Source organism: Streptomyces sp. LZ34, from assembly GCF_053890475.1.
Map to the genome: position 1 here is coordinate 5,703,156 of NZ_CM132680.1, position 18,262 is coordinate 5,721,417.

The 18,262-nt window shown below is 69.0% G+C and carries 15 protein-coding genes; 4 read left to right on the forward strand and 11 right to left on the reverse strand.

The features are described from left to right. Positions 1 to 16: 16 nt before the first annotated feature. Both ACWY4P_RS22760 and alr read right to left on the reverse strand, forming a co-directional pair. Complete coding sequence (locus ACWY4P_RS22760; RefSeq protein ID WP_456212394.1) at positions 17 to 1,240, reverse strand: alpha/beta fold hydrolase; 1,224 nt, start codon at positions 1,238 to 1,240, stop codon at positions 17 to 19. 2 nt (positions 1,241 to 1,242) lie between these two features. Further along, entirely contained in the window at positions 1,243 to 2,397 is a 1,155-nt protein-coding gene (gene alr / locus ACWY4P_RS22765) for an alanine racemase (RefSeq protein WP_456212395.1), read from the reverse strand. 127 nt (positions 2,398 to 2,524) lie between these two features. Here alr and ACWY4P_RS22770 point away from each other — a divergent pair, with 127 nt between their 5' ends. Further along, a complete protein-coding gene (locus ACWY4P_RS22770; RefSeq protein WP_456212396.1) occupies positions 2,525 to 3,970 on the forward strand; it encodes an NAD(P)H-hydrate dehydratase in 1,446 nt (481 codons plus the stop codon). Between the two features lie 113 nt (positions 3,971 to 4,083). Here the strand turns inward: ACWY4P_RS22770 and ACWY4P_RS22775 are convergent, their stop codons facing one another. Both ACWY4P_RS22775 and ACWY4P_RS22780 read right to left on the reverse strand, forming a co-directional pair. Next, a complete protein-coding gene (locus tag ACWY4P_RS22775; RefSeq protein WP_456212397.1) occupies positions 4,084 to 4,644 on the reverse strand; it encodes a GNAT family N-acetyltransferase in 561 nt (186 codons plus the stop codon). After that, positions 4,641 to 5,918, reverse strand: coding sequence for a hypothetical protein (locus ACWY4P_RS22780; protein ID WP_456212398.1), 1,278 nt, complete (start codon positions 5,916 to 5,918; stop codon positions 4,641 to 4,643). The genes ACWY4P_RS22775 and ACWY4P_RS22780 overlap by 4 nt, the downstream gene beginning before the upstream one ends. 298 nt (positions 5,919 to 6,216) lie before the next feature. Here ACWY4P_RS22780 and ACWY4P_RS22785 point away from each other — a divergent pair, with 298 nt between their 5' ends. Further along, positions 6,217 to 6,534, forward strand: a complete 318-nt coding sequence (locus ACWY4P_RS22785; protein WP_456212399.1) for a hypothetical protein — start codon at positions 6,217 to 6,219, stop codon at positions 6,532 to 6,534. Between the two features lie 708 nt (positions 6,535 to 7,242). On the opposite strand, the gene ACWY4P_RS22790 is transcribed toward ACWY4P_RS22785, so the two are convergent. Beyond that, positions 7,243 to 7,794: a hypothetical protein gene (locus tag ACWY4P_RS22790; RefSeq protein ID WP_456212400.1), complete on the reverse strand. Its 552-nt coding sequence runs from the start codon at positions 7,792 to 7,794 to the stop codon at positions 7,243 to 7,245. A gap of 78 nt (positions 7,795 to 7,872) precedes the next feature. Between ACWY4P_RS22790 and ACWY4P_RS22795 the strand changes: the two genes are divergently transcribed. Both ACWY4P_RS22795 and ACWY4P_RS22800 read left to right on the forward strand, forming a co-directional pair. Next, complete coding sequence (locus tag ACWY4P_RS22795; protein ID WP_456212401.1) at positions 7,873 to 8,751, forward strand: NUDIX hydrolase; 879 nt, start codon at positions 7,873 to 7,875, stop codon at positions 8,749 to 8,751. Beyond that, positions 8,751 to 10,382, forward strand: a complete 1,632-nt coding sequence (locus ACWY4P_RS22800) for a glycosyltransferase family 4 protein (RefSeq protein WP_456212402.1) — start codon at positions 8,751 to 8,753, stop codon at positions 10,380 to 10,382. Before ACWY4P_RS22795 ends, ACWY4P_RS22800 begins: the two co-directional genes overlap by 1 nt. Before the next feature lie 90 nt (positions 10,383 to 10,472). Here the strand turns inward: ACWY4P_RS22800 and ACWY4P_RS22805 are convergent, their stop codons facing one another. The 6 genes from ACWY4P_RS22805 to ACWY4P_RS22830 are packed head-to-tail and all read right to left on the reverse strand — an operon-like array spanning position 10,473 to position 18,258. Next, a complete protein-coding gene (locus ACWY4P_RS22805) occupies positions 10,473 to 11,018 on the reverse strand; it encodes a hypothetical protein (protein WP_456212403.1) in 546 nt (181 codons plus the stop codon). Continuing rightward, complete coding sequence (locus ACWY4P_RS22810; protein ID WP_456212404.1) at positions 11,011 to 12,714, reverse strand: type IV secretory system conjugative DNA transfer family protein; 1,704 nt, start codon at positions 12,712 to 12,714, stop codon at positions 11,011 to 11,013. Before ACWY4P_RS22810 ends, ACWY4P_RS22805 begins: the two co-directional genes overlap by 8 nt. After that, a complete protein-coding gene (locus ACWY4P_RS22815; protein WP_456212405.1) occupies positions 12,711 to 14,237 on the reverse strand; it encodes a type VI secretion protein in 1,527 nt (508 codons plus the stop codon). The genes ACWY4P_RS22810 and ACWY4P_RS22815 overlap by 4 nt, the downstream gene beginning before the upstream one ends. Then, positions 14,238 to 15,767, reverse strand: coding sequence for an SCO6880 family protein (locus tag ACWY4P_RS22820; protein ID WP_456212406.1), 1,530 nt, complete (start codon positions 15,765 to 15,767; stop codon positions 14,238 to 14,240). It abuts the gene before it with no gap. Positions 15,768 to 15,770: 3 nt separating this feature from the next. Then, a complete protein-coding gene (locus tag ACWY4P_RS22825) occupies positions 15,771 to 17,549 on the reverse strand; it encodes a hypothetical protein (protein WP_456212407.1) in 1,779 nt (592 codons plus the stop codon). Next, the gene (locus tag ACWY4P_RS22830) at positions 17,533 to 18,258 is read right to left on the reverse strand and encodes a hypothetical protein (protein WP_456212408.1); all 726 of its coding nucleotides are present in this window, start codon (positions 18,256 to 18,258) and stop codon (positions 17,533 to 17,535) included. Before ACWY4P_RS22830 ends, ACWY4P_RS22825 begins: the two co-directional genes overlap by 17 nt. Positions 18,259 to 18,262 lie beyond the last annotated feature (4 nt).

An 18,262-nucleotide genomic window follows, 5' to 3' on the forward strand; every position in this document is an offset into this window, starting at 1 on the left:
ACCCGCGCGCCGGGAGCTACCCGCGCGCCGAGCGCCGTTGGCTACTCCCGCCGGACGCGGCCCGCGGGGTGTCCGTGCCGGCCGCCTGCGCCAGCAGGTCGATCAGAAATCCGTTCACCACTTCGGGGTGCTCCAGCATCACCAGGTGCCCGGCCTCCTCGACGATGACCAGACTCGCGCCGGGCAGCACCTCGGCAATGGCCTCGCTGTGCTCCATCGGGGTGATGAGGTCCTTGTCGCCCGCCAGCACCAGCACCGGCAGGCCGTCAAAGACCGGCAGCGCCTCCGCCTTGTCGTGATCGACGAAGGCCGGGTAGAACTCCGCGACCACATCGATCGGCGTCGCCTCGATCAGCCGCTCCGCGAACCGCGCGACCCCCGGGTCCACATCCTTCGACCCGAACGAATAGCGCTTGATCACGCCCGCGAACAGATCGGCCGTGGCCCGCCGCCCCCGCTCGACCAGCTCCGCCTGCCAGCCCAGCGCCTTCAGCAGGCCCGGCAGCAGCCGCCGCACCGCGTTCACCCCGATCACCGGCAGACCGAAGCTGACCTCGCTGAGCTTGCCCGACGACGTGCCCACGAACGCCGCGCCGATCACCCGCTCCCTCACCAGCTCCGGGTACTGCGCGGCCAGCGCCATCATCGTCATGCCGCCCATGGAGTGCCCCACCAGCACCAGCGGCCCCTCGGGCGCGGCCGTGTCGATCACGGCCTTCAGATCGCGGCCGAGCTGGTCGATGGTGACCTGGGTGCCCTCCATCTGGGCACAGCCGCGCGCGGACCCGCCGTGGCAGCGCTGGTCCCAGAAGACGGCGCGGACCGCCCCGCGCAGCACCGCCCGCTGAAAGTGCCAGGAGTCCTGAGCCAGACAGTAGCCATGGCTGAAAATCACCGTGACCGGGGCGGGTGCGCGCCGCCCGAACAGCCGCTTGCGGCGCGCCGGCGCCTGCGGCTGTATCTCCTCCACCTCGTAGTGCAGCTCGGTGCCGTCGTCGGCGGTCGCCGTACCGGGGGTGCCGCGCAGCGTGCCGAACGGACCCGCGGCGTCCAGCTCGAGCCGCGCCTTGCGCCGTACGCCGCGGCCCACCGTCAGCCGCTCGAGCCCCACGCCCACGGCCGCGCCGGCCGCGACGACGCCGATCGCGACGCCCGCGAACCCCGCGCCGCGGCGCCACCCCACGGCCGTCGCCCCCGCCGCCACCCGTGCCGCCGTCTCTGCCGTGCTGTCGCCTTCCATGGTCAGTTCCCTGTGCCCTCAGCCCGACCGACATAAACGCGCGGCACGCGCGCCCCGATCCTCGTGACGATCTCGTACGCGATCGTGCCGACCGCCCGCGCCCAGTCCTCCGCGGTCGGCTCCCCCCGGTCACCGGGCCCGAACAGCACCGCCTCGTCCCCCGCCGCCGCGGCGTCCCCGCCGAGGTCCACCACGAACTGGTCCATCGCCACCGTGCCCGCGACCGTCCGCCACTTACCCGCGACCAGCACCGGCCCGGTCCCGGAGGCGTGCCGCGGGATCCCGTCCGCGTAGCCCACCGGCACCAGCGCGAGCGTGGTCGGGCCCGGGGTGACATAGCGGTGCCCGTACGACACGCCGTGTCCACCCGGCACCCGCTTCACCGAGGCGAGCGAGGCGACCAGCGTCATCACCGGCCGCAGCCCGAAGTCGCCCGGATGGCCGACCTCGGGGCTCGGCGAGATCCCGTACATCGCGATCCCGGTCCTGACCAGGTCGAAGTGCGACTCGGGCAGGGTCAGCGTCGCCGGTGAGTTGGCGATGTGCCGCACCTCCGGGCGGAGCCCCGCCCCCTCCGCCTGCGCCAGCATCGCCCGGAACGCCTCCAACTGGGCGGCGATCGAGGGGTGCCCCGGCTCGTCCGCGCACGCGAAGTGCGACCACACGCCGGTCACCTTGACCGTGCCCGCCGCCTCGGCGGCGCGCGCGGCGGCGACGAGTTCCGGCCAGTCCTCGGGCGGGCAGCCGTTGCGGCCGAGCCCCGTGTCCCCCTTCAGCTGGACGCGCGCGGTACGGCCGCACGCCCGGGCCGCGGCCACGGCCTCCCGCAGCGCCCACATCCCGCTCAGCGACACGTCGACGTCCGCCTCGATCGCCTCCCGCCACGGGCCACCCGGCGTCCACAGCCAGCACAGCACCCGGCCCGTGTCACCCGCGGCGCGCAGCGCCAGCGCCTCCTCGGGCATGGCCGTACCCAGCCAGCTCGCGCCCGCCTCGCGCGCGGCGCGCGCGCACGGCACCGCGCCGTGGCCGTAGGCGTCCGACTTGACCACGGCCATCAACTCGGCCCCGGGGGCCGCCGCACGCAGCGCGCGCACATTGGCCCGCAGGGCGGTCAGGTCGACCACGGCACGGGCACGCATCGGTGTCTCGTTCATCAGCGTCAGTCTCTCAGGCCCGCCGCGCGCGCGAAGCGTGTGCTTCCGTACGAAGTGTTCTGCTTCCGTGCGGAGCACCCGGCGGAGCGCTCGGCGGCTCAGGACAAGGTCCGGGAAACTGGTCGCCATGAGGATTGCCTACAGCGTCGAGACCGTACGGGCCGCGGAGCGGGACCTGATGGCGCGGCTGCCCCAAGGAGCGCTCATGCAGCGCGCGGCCGCGGGCCTGGCAGCCGCCTGCGCGGGGCTGCTGGGCCGCGTCTACGGGGCCCGGGTGGCCCTCCTGGTGGGCAGCGGCGACAACGGCGGCGACGCCCTCTACGCCGGGGCCCGCCTCGCCCGCCGCGGGGCCGGGGTCACGGCCGTACTGCTGTCCCCCGACCGCGCCCACGCGGGCGGGCTGCGGGCGCTGCGGGCCGCGGGCGGCCGCGCGCTCCCGGCTGACGCCCCCCACACCGAGGCAGCCCTGGCCCAGGCCGACCTGGTCCTCGACGGGATCGTCGGCATCGGCGGCAAGGGCGGCCTGCGGCCCGCCGCCGAGCGCCTGACCCGGGCCGTGCGCGGCACCGTGGTCGCCGTCGACCTGCCCAGCGGCGTCGACGCCGACACCGGCGAGGTGCGCGGCCCCGCCGTACGCGCCGACGCGACCGTCACCTTCGGCACCTACAAGCCCGGCCTGCTCATCGACCCCGCCCACGAACACGCGGGCGCGCTGCGCCTGATCGACATCGGCCTGGCCCCCCACCTGCCGCCCGTCCCCGACGCCGAGGCCCTCCAGCACGGCGACGTCGCGGCCCTCCTCCCCCGCCCCAGCGCGGAGAGCGACAAGTACCGGCGCGGCGTCGTCGGCGTCGTGGCCGGCTCGGCCCGCTACCCGGGCGCCGCGGTCCTCGCCGTCGCGGGCGCGCTGCGCGGCGGGGCGGGCGCGGTCCGCTACGTGGGCCCGGCGGCCGACGCGGTCATCGCCCGCTTCCCCGAGACCCTCGTCCACTCCGGCCCGCCCCACAAGGCGGGCCGCGTCCAGGCATGGGTGGTCGGCCCCGGCCTCGGCGACGACGCGGCCGCCCGCCAATCCCTCGAAGACGTCCTCGCCTCCGACGTCCCGGTCCTCGTCGACGCGGACGGGCTGCGCCTGCTCCCGTCCGGCGACCTGCGCTCACGCGGCGCGGCCACGCTGCTCACCCCGCACGCCGGGGAGGCCGCGGCGTTGCTCGGGGTCCCGCGCGAGGAGGTCGAGCAGAGCCGGCTCGCCTCCGTGCGCGCCCTCGCCGAGCGCTACGGCGCGACGGTCCTGCTCAAGGGCTCCACCACCCTCATCGCCTCAGGCTCCGGCCCCGTACGCGTCAACCCCACCGGCACCGGCTGGCTCGCCACGGCGGGCAGCGGCGACGTCCTCTCCGGCCTCACCGGCTCCCTCCTCGCCACCGGCCTCTCCGCCCACGACGCCGCCTCCGCCGGCGCCTACCTCCACGGCCTCGCCGCCCGCCGCGCCACATCCCCGTCCGGCGCGCCCATCGCGGCGTACGACGTCGCGACGGCGCTGCCGGAGACGTGGCGGGATGTGCTGGGCTGAGCGCGGTCCCTGCGGGTTCGTGCGGGGGGTACGCCCGGGGTGCGTGGGTAGTGCCGGGGGCGAGGCCTCCGGGGCTGTCACCCTGGACCCCCACCCCCTCCGCCGTCTCGCGGCTACCCGCCCGCCCTCAGATCGAGGACCATCACGTCATGCAGGTCGGCGCCGTCCCACGGGTGCGCCTCACCCACCTTGCGGTATCCCCACGACCGGTACGCGGCCTGCGCGGCCTCGACGTCCGGCCGCGCGTTGAGCAACACCCGTTCCGCGGTGGTGTCGGCCAGGACCGCCTCATGCAGTCGACGAGCCAGCTGTAGGCGGCGCCACGGGGCGCGCACGGCGAGCTCCATCAGCCCGAACGTCCGGCGCCCGTCCTCGCGGCGCAGTTCGTCGCTCACCGGCGTGGTGAGCCGGTCCCACCAGCCGGTGCTCGGGCTGAGCGGGTAGCCGTAGGCGATGCCGACGGGTTCGCCCTCACCCGCGCGGGCGAGGGCTCCCCGGAAGGTCGCCTTGCGGACCTGCGAGCGGAACCGCCGGAAGTTCGCGTCGACCGAGTCCGGAGTCTCCTCGTACGGCTCCTCCGCGAAGACCTCCGCGTAGACGAGCCTGAACTCCGCCTCGGCCTGTGCGGCCGCCGCGCCGTCCATGCGCTCGACGGCGATCTCCGACGCGGTCATGAGCAGCCTCCTCGTACGGTCTCGCGGATGCGAGCGGAAGTGTCACGCGCCACTGCGGTGTCAATATCGGTGGCTGTCTTCTGGAAAGCATGAATGCGCTGGGTGAGGCGGTCGGAGTCGATCTCTCCGTAGACATCCAGCACACTCGCCATCTCAGCGCACGCCTCTTCCACATCACCGGCGTCGAGGAGCGTGCTGGCCAGCTTGGACCGGTACCAGGCTGTGTTGCGGGCATAGCCGCCTGCCAAACCATCGACGGCGGCACGCAGAAACGGCACGGCACGTCGTGGTTCGCCAGCGCTCACGTACATGTCCGCCGTGGCGTAGTCGATCTCAATGGGGCTGGCGAACCGCGCCCAGTCCGGCACATCGGCATCCATGTCAGTGCGGCTCTGATACGAAAGCGCGCGACTGAGCGCACGCCGTGCGGCGGCTGTATCTCCCGCATTCGTAGCGACGTTGGCCTCGCGAAGAGCGATCACGAGATGCACGGTCGGCCCCGCACCGTTTCTGCCGGCCAGGCCATACGCATGCTCGACCGCTGACGCGGCTTCCCATATCCGGCCCGCCTTGATGTCGATCAGCACGAGCGTTTCCAACGCCGAAAGCTGCAAGAGACCGTCACCAATGAGTTGGGCGGCGGTCAAGGCCTCCATGGCGGCGGCACGTGCCTGCCCAATCGGCCCGCTGTCATAGCCGTACCAGGCTTGATTGCTGTGCAACTCGGAAAGCATGGCCTGGAGGTCCCGGCCGACCCCGCTCGTGTAGACGCTATGGCTCAGAGCCCGCGTGATGTGCTGCTCAAGTTGCCGGGCTCGCGCCTGCGCGGGAATGCCTCCCGAGCGGTGATCCACGCTGTAGAGCTCGACCAGCCAGGCGCGGAACGCCGCCACATCGCTGGCACCGATGCGGGGGCCGTGCTGGTTCGGGAGGATCGCCGCTGCCGCAATCGCCCCTGATCCTGTGACGAATGTTCGACGTCTCACCTCTTCATCGTCGCCGATCCACTCGGCGGTCATGCGCCTATGGGAGGGGACTTCAAATGCCATCTCCGCGAGCGGAAGGCCGAACATGGCTTCAAGCACGGCCTGTTGACCCGGGTGGGGTAACGGCGGAGGGGATTCGCTCTCCCAACGCCGGAATTGGCGGACGCTCAACGAGGCGTCGATGCACAGCCGGGCGGCCTCGCGGGCGAACGCGGCAACGAAGGTCACTTGGGTATACCCCGCCGCCTTGCGCAACCCCGCAAGCCTGCTGACGCCGCTGTCCGCCATCAACCTCTCCCCACGTGCACGACTACACACTCAGCGTAGCGACGTCAGGGATGCGCCGTCGGGAGAAAACGTCCGCCCAAACGTCCGGCCGCGAACGGCTCACGGCTCCCGCCAAAGCGCTGCACTGGTGGGCACATGTGCATGACCCCCGCGACGTTGCGGGACGTCCGGGGGCGTGGCCCACCAGTTGGATGGAGCTGATGAACGTGAACCACTTTATGGCCCGTGTCCTGACACGCGTGAGTGCGGTTTCCGCCGCTCGTGCACCCGGTCGACGCCGTGTCACGGAGGCCGCCGTATGGACGCGATGACCGGCCTTCGCCTGCTGCCCTGGTCCGATCCGGACGGCAGGCCTTGCTACCTGTCCTCGGACAACGGCAACAGTCTCCTGAACCGACGAGCGGACCAGATTGAGGCGTTGCAGCTGTCCATGGGGACGGAACTCCTCGGCCACGCCTGCGCGCTGCTGGACGACCGCAAGGCAAACGCCGGAGAGCTCCGCTTCCTCGCGCACCGGCTGTGTGAGGCGCTGCGCGACGCGCTGCGAGTAGCCGAGAGCAGGGGCAGGCGCCTGCCCGTCTACAGCGAAGAAGAAGACTCTGGCGAGCCGTCATGACCAACTGACACGGCCAGCCCGGGATCATCTGATGCTTGGCATCGCCCCGGCCGTAGGTGTGGCAGAAAGAGCGGTCCGGGCAGGTGGCGGCGTCCGGCCGCAGCCGCGACGCCCACAAGATCGACCTGCGATTACGGCCCCGTCAATCCCGTGATTCGGTGGCGCGTGTCGTTGACCTGCAGTTTTCCCTGGCAGGACCAACGTGGGACTGAAGGTGCCGTGGCTGTCACTCCCTGGCCGGATGGGACGGGCGAGTTGGTAGGTCGTCGGTGTCGCCAACGAACCAGCGGAGAAAGCAGATGACGTGCGCGCTCATGTCCGAGTCCACTGCAGCGGCGGCCGCTTGCGCACGGCGGTAGAGCTCAGGATCCGGGCGATAGACCGCCGCAGGGTTCCGGTGCCGGCCGGGCATGCATAACAGCATGCCATGGTGGCTAGCCACCCTGATCGGCAGATACCTGACGCAATGGGCTCCCGCGCGTGTAGAAAAGGCGGCCTGAGTCGGGGCCACTGCGGCTGATACGGTCGCCGAGGCCGGAGCACCCCCAGACATGGCTGTGATCGCTTACATTGGCAGCAACGACGAGGAGGGGGACGTCGATGACCATGCGCGGGAACATCTCAGTGACTGACCGGTTCCCACCACATCTGGCGTGGGCACTCCGGATCCACGCAGTCGTTCTGACGAGCAGATAGCGCGTGGGCACCTTATCGCAGCGACGCCGCCCATGCTCTGAGCACGCGGAAGTCTTCTTCGACCAGGCCTGTGCCGGGGTCGACGTGATGGAGCAGTGCTGGCGCATCGTGATGTGCGGCCACGTACACCTGGTCGGCATCGCTCAGTTCGTCATCGACCCAGGCGAACGCTCGGCCCCGGGCGTAGCTGAGGACCCTTCGGGTTTTCCAATGCATCCCGCCCGGATCCTCTGTAAACAGCTCATCCCCGAAGTCGATGAACGGCAGGGGCGGAAGTCCGAGAGGAGCTGCAATCCACTGGTTCGCCTCGCTCATCCATGCCGTAGCCCAGCACAGCTCGAAACCAAGGGCTTGGAGGCATGGCCCGTGACTTCGACGCAGGTAGACCTGCAACGGCTTCACCGGGGCGCCCGGCTCTCGGGGAACCTTGTCAATCCAACCAGGGCTGCACGGCAATTCGAAGGCGTCCTCGGGGAGGTCTTTCGGACTCCTGTCGTAGGCATTGAGCGGGCCATCGACGTCCAACAGCAGCAATGGCGGTTGCTCCAGCCCGGACCCCACCATCTCCTCCCTGAACGGCGCCAGGATACACCTGCACCACCCTCCACCGACCCGAATGACCAAGAGAACAGGAAACTTGGCGTGGATGAGGAAGTGACGCTAACCGCAGGCAGTGTGGCTCCTCAAGACCGCCGCCCCACGGCGATGGAATTGGGGGCGCCGGTGACCCTCACCCCCCGAGGCGGCTCGTTCACCCCTCCCTGGAGCCGGGTGACCAGCGCCTCGGTGGTTGCTTTCACGCCGGACGGCATGCTGGTGGTGGCAGACCTCGAACGCGGTCTGGACCTGCCTGGTGGGCATACACAACGACACGAACAGTCCGCCGAGGAGACCGCCCGCCGCGAGGCATGGGAGGAGACCCGCGTCGTCCTTGAGGACCTGGCCCCCATCGAGGTCATCGAATCCGACTACTTCGGCGCGGACGATCTGACCTACATGGTCATCTTCGCCGCCCGGGTCCATCACCTGGCGCCATGGACACCGGGAGACGACGAAGCAAAAGGTCGACTCCTGATGGCGCCGGGGGAATTCCTGGCCCGTTACACCGCAGGTGACCGGCATCTTATGAGCCATTTGGTGACGGCTGCGCAGGCACATATCCGCATGCCGCAGCAGAACACATCAGCCCGTCCAAGTGAAAGGAAAACCGCACCAATGATCGATTTTGACCCCCGACAGCACCTTTTGAGTACCCGGCGCCACCTGCGGGATGCCTCGGATGCCGCTGTCTCCAACCCAGTCACCTTTGCTGAAGAGGCAGCCGAGCTCCGCGAGAACCTGGCTGGCGCGCCGGACGCTGGAGTCGAGGCTTTGGTAAGTGCGGCCCTGCTGAAGGAGTTTGCCGCCCGGCTTCGCCATGACCTCACGCGCGACGCCGTGGCCCCGGACGCTGAGCAGCTCGCTCAGGTCGCCGACGACCTCGCCGAGCGCCTGTACAAGGCCGGCGGGCTGACCGACTGATGCGGATCCTCACCCTCTCCACGGCGTGGGCGGGCCACAGCGGTGGGGTCACGGTCAACCGTGAACTGTCGCTCGCCCTCGCCGACCTGGGTCATGAAGTCACCGCCCGGGTCAGCGTGCCTAGCCCGTCGCATCCACGCGTGCATGTCCAGGGCCTGGAGCCGGTCCTCGGTATCTCGGACGAACGTGGCCAGCTGTTGCGCGCTGACGGCCTCCCGAGGAACATCGATGTCATCGTCGGACACGGGCGCTTCACCGGCGGAGCCGCGTCCTACCTGCGCGATCAGTTCTACCCACAGGCCAAGGTCGTGCACATTGTGCATGCGCTCACCGACGAGCTGGACCGGTTGCGCGACGACCCAATGCAGGCAACCGAGCACGCAAATACTGAACGGCTACTCATCGGCAAAGCTGACGTCGCCATGGGCTTGGGCCCGCTGCTGACTGACGACGCGGCGCGACTGGCACGCATGTCCCCCACACCGCCCCTGGTCGCCGAGATGCCACCAGGCGTCATCCTGGGAGAGCCGCCAGCGCCGTCCCGGCTGCAGGCGCGCCTCAACCTTTTGTTGTTTGGCCGAGCCGATGACCCTCTGAAGGGAGCGAAGCTGGCAGCCGAGGCGGCCGGGCGGCTCCACGCTGAGGGCGTCGACCTTCAGCTGACTGTGCTCGGCGCGCAGCCCAGCCAGGTGCGAGCTCAAGAGCGGGCGCTGTCGGACATCGCTCGGTTCCCGGTCAAGGTCAAGCCGTTCACCCCGGACCGGTCGCTGATTGAGGCCGAGATCCGCGGCGCTGATCTCGTCATGATGCCGTCGAAGCACGAAGGCTTCGGCCTCGTTGCCACCGAGGCCGCCGGCTTCGGCGTAGCCGTCGCAGTCGGAAGCAACACTGGTGCGGGCATGTTCTTCAGCAACGTCCGCCGCGTGCCTGAACACCTGGGGCAGCCGTCCGTCGTGCGGGTCCCGCCGGGGAGCAACGACCAGCAGCTGGTTGAACTGTGGACCGCGCACATCAAGAGTCGACTCAGTCCTGACTCCCTGGCGCAGACCCGCGCTTTCGCGCTGGAGTTGCGCGAGTTTCTCGGTAAGAACTACACCTGGAAGCACTCAGCCGAGGCCATGGACAGCACCATTACTCAACTGACCTTTACTCGCGATAACGCCATCAGTGCCACAGCGGCCTTGCGACTGCTTCCTGACAGCGAACTCGCCGAAATGCACTCCCGGCTGCAGCAGGCTGAGGGAGCTGCCAGGCGGCTCGCCGATACGCAGCGGAATCCCGGGGCGCCCGATCTCGTGCAGCAGCTCATTGAGCAGCACGCGCCGCAGGAGGTAGTCGACCGCGCCCGGCGGTCGGCGCAGGAGGACCAGCGGCACGCCAAAGCGAACTCGTCAACCGCCGCCACCGAGGCGGCCCACCTGCGACAGCAGCATGAACAAGTGGCCACCGAGGTCAGGCGGCGCAACTTGCTGACGCCCGCCCAGCGGCAGACTGAGGAGGCCGCGCGGCAACAGGCGCGGGCTGCCCAGAGGCCGGCACGACCTCTGCAGTCGGCACCCGCGCCGACGCAACAACCCTCGCGAATCCCAGGGCCGCAGCAGCGCTCACGTGGCTCTGGGCGGTCTCTATAGGAGAAACGCTCCGCGTCGCCGCGCTGGGGGTGTCCACGCTGACCGTGTGGACACCTCAGGCACTTCGATACAGCTACTCCGCTTCGCCGGTTACAGCGGCGGCTCGGTGAAGATGAGGCGAAGTGCTTCTTCGGCGGCGGGGTGTGTGGGCGGCCGGGTGCCCCAGTCAGAGGTCAGCAAGAACTCCTCCAGCGGGTCGTACGTCGGCTCAGCCCCAGTCGGCGTGCTCACCGTCCCGCCATTCAACTGCGGGGGCAGGTTATGCCGACTCGCGCAGGTCGGCACCTTCAGCCTCGGCTCCATGTTGTCGAGCGTCGTGATCCAATCTGCCTCGGCCAGATGACGCTCGGAGTCCGGCGAGCAGTAGACACGTACCCATCCGGTGTAAAGAGCGGTAAGGCGTTCCAGAAGCCGTGGGTGGCGGTACCAGCAGGCCGGGATGGTGTTGTGCAGTTCGTGGGCGGTGATGAGCCACTTCACCCACGTGGCCAGCTGGCGGAGTTTCGCGCGCCGCTCGGCGGGTTCCATCGCCGTCCACACCCACCGCTGTGGTGCCGCAGGCGGCTCGTCGGTCGGCCGGGGCCGGCCGGGCCACACTGCGGCCGGTTCGTCCAGGTCTGGGAGGTCGTCAGGCATCTGCGGCCTCCACTGCCCCGTCCTTGTCCAGCGGCACCGGCTTTCCCGCGGAGAGGTGCTTCTTGAGGTCCTTGTCACGCCAGGTCAGCCGCATGTTGACCTTGATCGGTGGCATGTTGGAGTACTGGGCCACGGCGGTGAAGTCCTCCAACTGCATCAGGGTGTGCACCGGGGCGAGGTCGGTTTCCGTGGGCGAGGTGTTGGAGGAGTATTCGCCTCGTGAGCGACCCACCGAGGTGCGGGCGACCTCGGTGCGGCCTAGCAGGGTCTGGAAGAACTTCAGCGTCTCCGGGTCGGCGCAGCCGGGCAGCAGCATGCGCAAGCCACTGGCGGACATGACGGTGTTGGCTTTCTGGGTGCCGAGTGTTTCGCGGAGTTGGGAGAGGTCGTGCCAGACGGTGAGGAGGTTGATGCCCATGCCGCGGCCGGTGGTGAGGATGTTCGGGAGGCGCGGGTAGCGGAGCATGTTGCCGGCCTCGTCGACCATCACTCCCAGTGCGGGGTCGAGGGGTTTGCCGGTGGTGTTGTAGCGCATTTCGGCGCCGTGGATGATCGAGGCGGTGATCGAGGTGAGCAGGGGGGCGAAGCGTTCGGCGTCGGACTCCGAGGCGATCAGGCAGACGGTGCCGTTCTGGTCGAGAAACTCCTCGACGGTGAAGTCGGTTCCTGCTGCGGACTCGCGGACTTCTTCGTCGGCGTAGACACGGGCGAGCACGTTCAGGGTGAATTGGATGGAGCCGATGCCGTCGTCGTGCAGGCGCAGCCAGGGTGAGGCGTAGTCGTCGGCGACTTCTTCGTATCCGTGGGCGAGGAGGACGCCACGGACGTGGTCGACGGCGTCTTTGCCCAGGCCCAGCCAGGTGCGCATGTCGTTGACGCCGCCGCCGTTGAGTTGCGCGGCGAGCAGGACGCCTTTGAGGATGCTGCGGGCTTGGTCGACCCAGGCGGCTGAGCGCTTGTCGGCGCTGGAGGCGGAGGCCTCTGCCATCCAGGCGGCCATCCGGTCGGCGGCTTTCGCGTCGGTGCAGTAGTCGACCGGCGACCAGCGGTGGGTGGGGCGGCCGGGGATTCCGGCGGGGGCGATCACCCAGACCGGGCCCAGGTTCCTGCGGCGTGCGTAGATGACGTCCAGGTCGGCGGCCTTGGTGGTGGTCACGAGGACCGGGCCCTGCCACTCGGCTGCGTTGCCCAGGACCAGGCCGCTGGTCTTGGAGGAGCCGGGGACGCCGAAGACCGTGGCCGAGATGTTCGGCTTGGCGGCCACGATCTTCTTCGTCTGCTGCCCGCGGCCGGCGGTAATGCGGTTGGGTCGCTTGGCCGGGTCGCCAGGCACGGCGAGCTTCCGCTCGATACGGGCGCCGCCCCACTGGGCGCCGCCCAGCCGTATGCCGCCACCGAAGATGCGCCGCAGACGCCACCCGATCCACACCAGCAGGCCCCAGACGATGACGGTCACGGTCCAGAACAGCCACACGGGCGGGGCCGGGTCCCAGGCTGCAGCGGGCCCGCGCCCCAGCGTGAGCAGCGCGGCGGTGGCCGGGTCCCGGTCCATCTCCGCCCAGCCGTGCCCGGCGAGCGCTGCGGCGGCCGGGGCGGTCACCAGCGTGCAGGCCGCCGCGGCAATGGCCGCCAGGAGCAGGGAGGGAACGAGAAGCGAGTCGCCGCCGGGGCGCGGGGAGGATGAGCTGCCGCTCATACCGTCATCCGCTCGTCGGTGTGGTAAAGCTGCTCTTCCAGCGGGGTCAGGTGTAGCTGGACGGGGTGGGAGCCTGTCTTGCCGACCTTCCACAAGGCCCGGCCCACGTGGGCTTTGCCCCAGGAGCTGATCATGTCGCACTCGGCGTCAGTGAGGCCGACGGCGTCGCGGATCTGCTGCAGGGGGCGGGTGTCCTGGGCGAGCTGGATACGGGTCTCGCAGCTGGAGATCATGTCTTTGGCGATGGCGACCGCTTCGGAGTCGGCCGCCCCGACGCTTTCGAAGTCGGCCAGCCGGTGGGTGGCCAGGACCTGGATGGTGCCGTCCGCGCGAGACAGGCGGAGGTCGGAGTCGATTTTCCGGACCTGGGAGGCGCCGCCGGAGCGCATCTGCCGCCACAGCTCGTCGCGGACCACCAGGCGGGGCGGGCCGGGGGTGTCGATGGCCGCCTGGGCCCAGGAGGAGACGCAGGTGAGGATCATGCTCACGATGTCGTCCCCGTAGTCCTTCATCCGCGAGATGTCCACGCACTGGATCGGAGCGGTGAAATCGAGCTCGCTGGACGTTTCGGCGTCGAACAGGCCGCCGAGGTGGCCGTTGACCATCTGGCCGAGGGCAGCGCGGATGGACCGGGTGAGCTCCCGCGTGGCCTGGATGTCCTTGTCCCGGACCCGCAATTCGTACGCCATGTCCTCGGTGGGGTCCATCAGCGCGGCGTGCACTGTGGGAAGGGTCGGCGCGGTCAGGGTGTCGCGGCGGGCCAGCTCGCCGGTGACCTCGCGGATCGCGGCGGAGACCGCTTCTTCTTCCTCAGCCAACAGCGGTCGGCGTAGCTGGAGTTCGAGCAGGGCCTTGATGAGGGACATGCGGCGACGATGGATCTCGGTGAGCCGGGTGGCCAGTACGTGCCGGTCGGTGATGTCGTCCAGGCCCTCGCCGAGCGGCCCGGCGTCCAGCGGGTTCAGTCGTCCGGGCATGCCAGGGCCGAGCAGCAGCGGCTCGTAGCCGAGGTGGCGGCACAAAGGGGCGTACTCACCTTTGACGTCGCCTGCGATCAGCGTCCTGGTGCCGAAGGCCATCAGCCTGAGGCACAGCGACTTGATGTGCGCCGACTTCCCACTGCCGGGGATGCCGGTGATCATCACGTTGGGGTTGGTGACCAGCCCTTCGGAGACCCACACCGACGGGTGCGCGCTGAACGCCCGCATCGTCAGGACGTTGTACCCGATGTAGGCACCGACCGGCGGCAGGGTGTCCGGATGCAGAAACGGGTACAGGCCCGCGACCTGGCTGGTGTCGGCGCGGTGGACCTCTGGTTTGGGCTCGTTGGCGGCCCGCCCGGCGAACGGGGCGTTGTGGCCGAGCCGGTGCGGCACCGGGCCGATGCCCGCGCGTTTCTTCTGCTCCGGCGCCGGGGCAGGGGCTGGTGCGCTGCGGGGCCTGCCCTCGGTCAGAACGTGCGCGAACCCCTGGGAGGGGACAGAGGTGTCCTCCCGGTTCCGGGCCCGGGTGAAAAACGCCATTTAAATCACCGCCCGGCGCTCGGGCAGCCCCAGGCCGAGGGGCAGCGCGGCGGCCGCGAATCCGGAGTCCTGCGCGTAATACATTCGGCGCAGCTCCAGACCGGCCGCCGCCCCGTCCTGCTGAAGCTCCGCGCAGGCGGTCTCCAGCTCGTCGGTGTCGGTCACGGTGACAGTGACCAGGCCGGTGAACCGCACGATGCCGTGCCCGGAGGCGCGGGCCGCGTCCTGCTCCAAGGCTCGGACCATCTCGGCGCGCTCGTCCATCGACTCGATCCGCCCGGTCTTCGCCCGCAGCCTGCGCGCCACGTCCTTCTTCGTGCGCGCGCGGGACAGCTCGGTGCGGGCCCTCCGCGGCCCCATCGGCTCGTAGGTGAGCGACAGGGAGCGTCGGGCGTTCGGCCGAGGCCGCAGCAGGGGCTGCAGGCACGTGGCGTAGACGGTCGAGGCAGGCCAGTTCCGCACCTGGTAGGTGACGCTGACCGCGCCGTCGTGCCGGTAGAGGCTGCGCTCGGTCTCGTGACCGGCCGGGCCCGCGAGCCGCGGGTCGACACCTGGCTCGACGCCCTCCCAGCCGGGCTGTTCGGCGGCGGTGTTACGGATAGCCATCTCCGCGACCGCCTCGGGGTCGAACGCGGTGCGGATGACCTGCGCGAGCTGCCGCGGCTTGAGCTGGGCGACGACCTTCAGATCGGCGGCGGCCAGAGCGGACTGCATGGCGGTGATCTCACGCACCAGGACCGCGCACGCCCCCAGCCGGCCGCCGCCCGCTCCCTTGACCGCCAGCCGGGCCCGGGAGGCCGACAAGGTCACGGTCAGGTAGGTGGCGCGCGCGTTGGCGACCGGGCCGCCTTGAGCGGCCAGCTCGGTCACCACATCCACCGCGGCGGGCGGAGCGTCCGGGTCGACGTGGACGGCGGTCCAGGACTGCAGGGCGGTGCCGTCATCGGGCAGGGACCGCTCGTGGACGGCGATCCGCACGATCGGCCCACCCTCCACGCACTGGGTGCGCAGGAAAGCCCCCCAGGCGGCGACCCGCCGGTTGATCTGGTCGGTGTCCTCCAGGGCCAGGCCGGGGTAGCGGATCTCCAGCACGGCACTGTAGGTGTTCTCCAGCGGGTCGTAGACCACCGCGATCTCTTCCTGCCCGCCGATGGGGGCGGACAGGATCTTCAGCCGGGCCAGGATCCCCGGCAGGTCCATCGGCTGCTGATCGTCAGACCGGCGCCGGGGAGCGAATACACCGCTCAGGAACACGTCGCGGCCTCCAGCCACGTTGATCTGGTGACGGATCGCCAGCCGGGCCCACTCCTCGGCGGTCATGCCGTAGATGGGCACCTTGGCCAGCGCGTAGAGCACAGCGGCGACGGGGATCGCGATGATCTCTGCCGCCCAGTTCTGCGTGTAGACCGGCAGCATCACGCACAGCGCGGCCGCGGCGAGCAGCACACAGCCGGTCAGCGACAAGGATCCGACGAAGCCCTGCCGCTCCGACTGCCAGCCCGCATAGGTGGCCGGTTGGCTCTGGCTCATCGGCTACCCCTCACTGCCGTCGACGGCCCGTGGGGCAGGCGGCAGAGCCAGCCGCGCAGGAGCAGCCGAAATCGGTGTCGGCTCACGGCCCCCGTCAACTGCCGGCGGGTTGTCTCCGGCGTCTACCGCGCGTCGCGCGGAACCGCGCTCCAGCGGTGCCGCCCCTGGCGGAGGCGGGCCTCCGGCCCCCGGCTCCGGCGGCGGAGGCGGTGAGGTGGGCGCACTGGCATCTCCGCTCTGTCCCCCTCCCCCGCTACCAGGCGGGACATTGACCTGTCCGCCCATGTCCTTGCCGGGGCCCAAATCGGCATGGGCGGCCATCGCCTCCATGCCGCCTTCCAGCAGTTCCTTGCCTGCCTTAGCGCCCTGTAGGGCCAGCCCTGCCGCGCCCAGCTTGCCCAGGCCGCCGAAGCTGCCCACGCGGCCGCCGGCGGCCGCGTGGGCAGCGTTGCTGTCGTTCTCCGACTGCAAAGCTTGAGTGAACGCGCGACCGCCGCCGACCGCCCCCGCGCCGGACGGCGTTCCGCCGCCGTACCCGAACATCGATCCGGCAGTGCCACCGACCGCCCCCAGCAGGCCGGAGGCGAGCCCGCCGCCGGACCCCACGGATGTGAAGGTCATGAATTTCGCCAGTGCGGGCCAGGCCAAGGCGCCCAGCACGATGGTCAGCAAGCCAACCATGAAGTCCTTTACGCTCTTGGAGTTGCCTGTGGAGGTGAACCCGATCACGAAGATCAGCACGACAACGGGCTTCACTAGGATCAACGCGATCAACGCGTTTCGGGTCTTAGACCACCACTCCTTGGTAACGTCCATGATCCCGCCTGCCGCCACGATCGGAATGCAGGCCACCAGCACCACGATCGCCGCCTGGCGCAACAGCATCTCACCCCACAGCACAAGCGATGCCAGCGCCGCGATGATCCCGAACAGAAGGATCAATGCGGTGTTATCCCAGCCACCGAACATAAAGATCGTGTTTAGCTTGGCCTCGAATGCTTCGTCCCCGCCACCTTTGTCATACTTATCCATCAGCCATGTGCTGATCTCGTCTGACGCGCCGAGCGCGGCTTGTGTCACCGCCAGGGAAGCCACACAGATCACTGCCCACTTGGCCAGCCCAATGATCGCTGTAGCTGCCGCAGACCCGTCGCCGCTGTAACCCACCTTCGTAAACTGCCAGATCAGCAAGAACAAGGCCACCACAGACGACAATGCCCACGTCATCTGATAGGCGCCGATACTTTTCCTGCCATCAGGGAGTTTCTTACCTCCGTTGAGTCCAGTGTCCTCTAGCTTGATCGTCGAAACGTCAAGGAACACTGACGTCAGACTGCCAAGGATCTCAGTGGCGGCATTGCCAAACTTTCCCGCCACGGCATCGAAGGCCGCAGAGGCCAACGTGTCTGCCGGGTTCATTACGGCATCATTGACCTTCTTCGTTCCCTCCTCTATTCCTTTCACGCCATCGCAGGCAACGTTGCGATGCTTTTTGCATAGCTTGTCACCCACTGTCGGTTGTTCGTACGGATCCTCCAAGAGGATCTGGCCGTTCAGCCGTTTGCACTCCTTGATGGCGTTGTTAGCCTCGCCATTCTTAACGCAATATTTTTTGTACAGATCGAAGCAGTTGCCCTTTTTGTTGAATACGTCATCAGCGCTGCACTTGGCCAGCTCTTTGGCCTTGGACTCATCAGCAGAAGCTCCCGGCGCCCCAACTGCTAGCAGGGTGGCTATTAGTGCCACCAGCAGAATCCAAAGCGTGCTACTTCTCGTATGCAAGGGTCCGCCACCCTTCCCGCACCGCTTCGGAACTGTCCGGCACCACTGGTCGCGGCTCCTTCCCCCTATCCTCGTGGGTGGTGAACTTCCAATCACCCTCGGCCCACAGCAACGATGCTGTCTGGACGGTTGTCTCGGACTTCATCACGCCTCGGACGGAAAGTTCAGTGTCGGTAAGAATCCACACGACGACCTTGTCTGCCTTCGCTGCGGATATCCGATAGGCGCGGGACTGTGCCGTGTAGAAGTTCGCGTTGTCTGACTCACCGACAGGCTGCAGGCCAGCACTGGACCGCAACGCCATGGCGAAACGGAAAGCATCGTCACCAAGCTCTTTTTCTTTGCCCGGAACAGCGGTGATGCGCGCCAGCTTTTCCTGCGCACTTGGATCGAAGGGATCGGAGATATCGTAGAAGTGCGCAGCTGCAGAGATGGCGCCTTTGACGGTATGGGGATAGCCGATCGGCACGCCGTCCTTCACAGCGTCGGCGTTAGGCAGCACGTCGGGTTCCGTGGAACCTGATGTTGGCCGAGAGCTGGGTGGAGAAGTGGAATGCTTCTGGTCGGAGCTAGCTTTTTCTGATCCGGAATCCCGGGTGAGGACGGCGAACGTGGCTGCTCCGAGCGTGGCGGCTGCCACAAGCGCGGCGAGCATCAGCAGGCGGTTACGCGCCCGGCGGCGGCGCTGGAAGTGGTGATCGAAAGACAAGGCA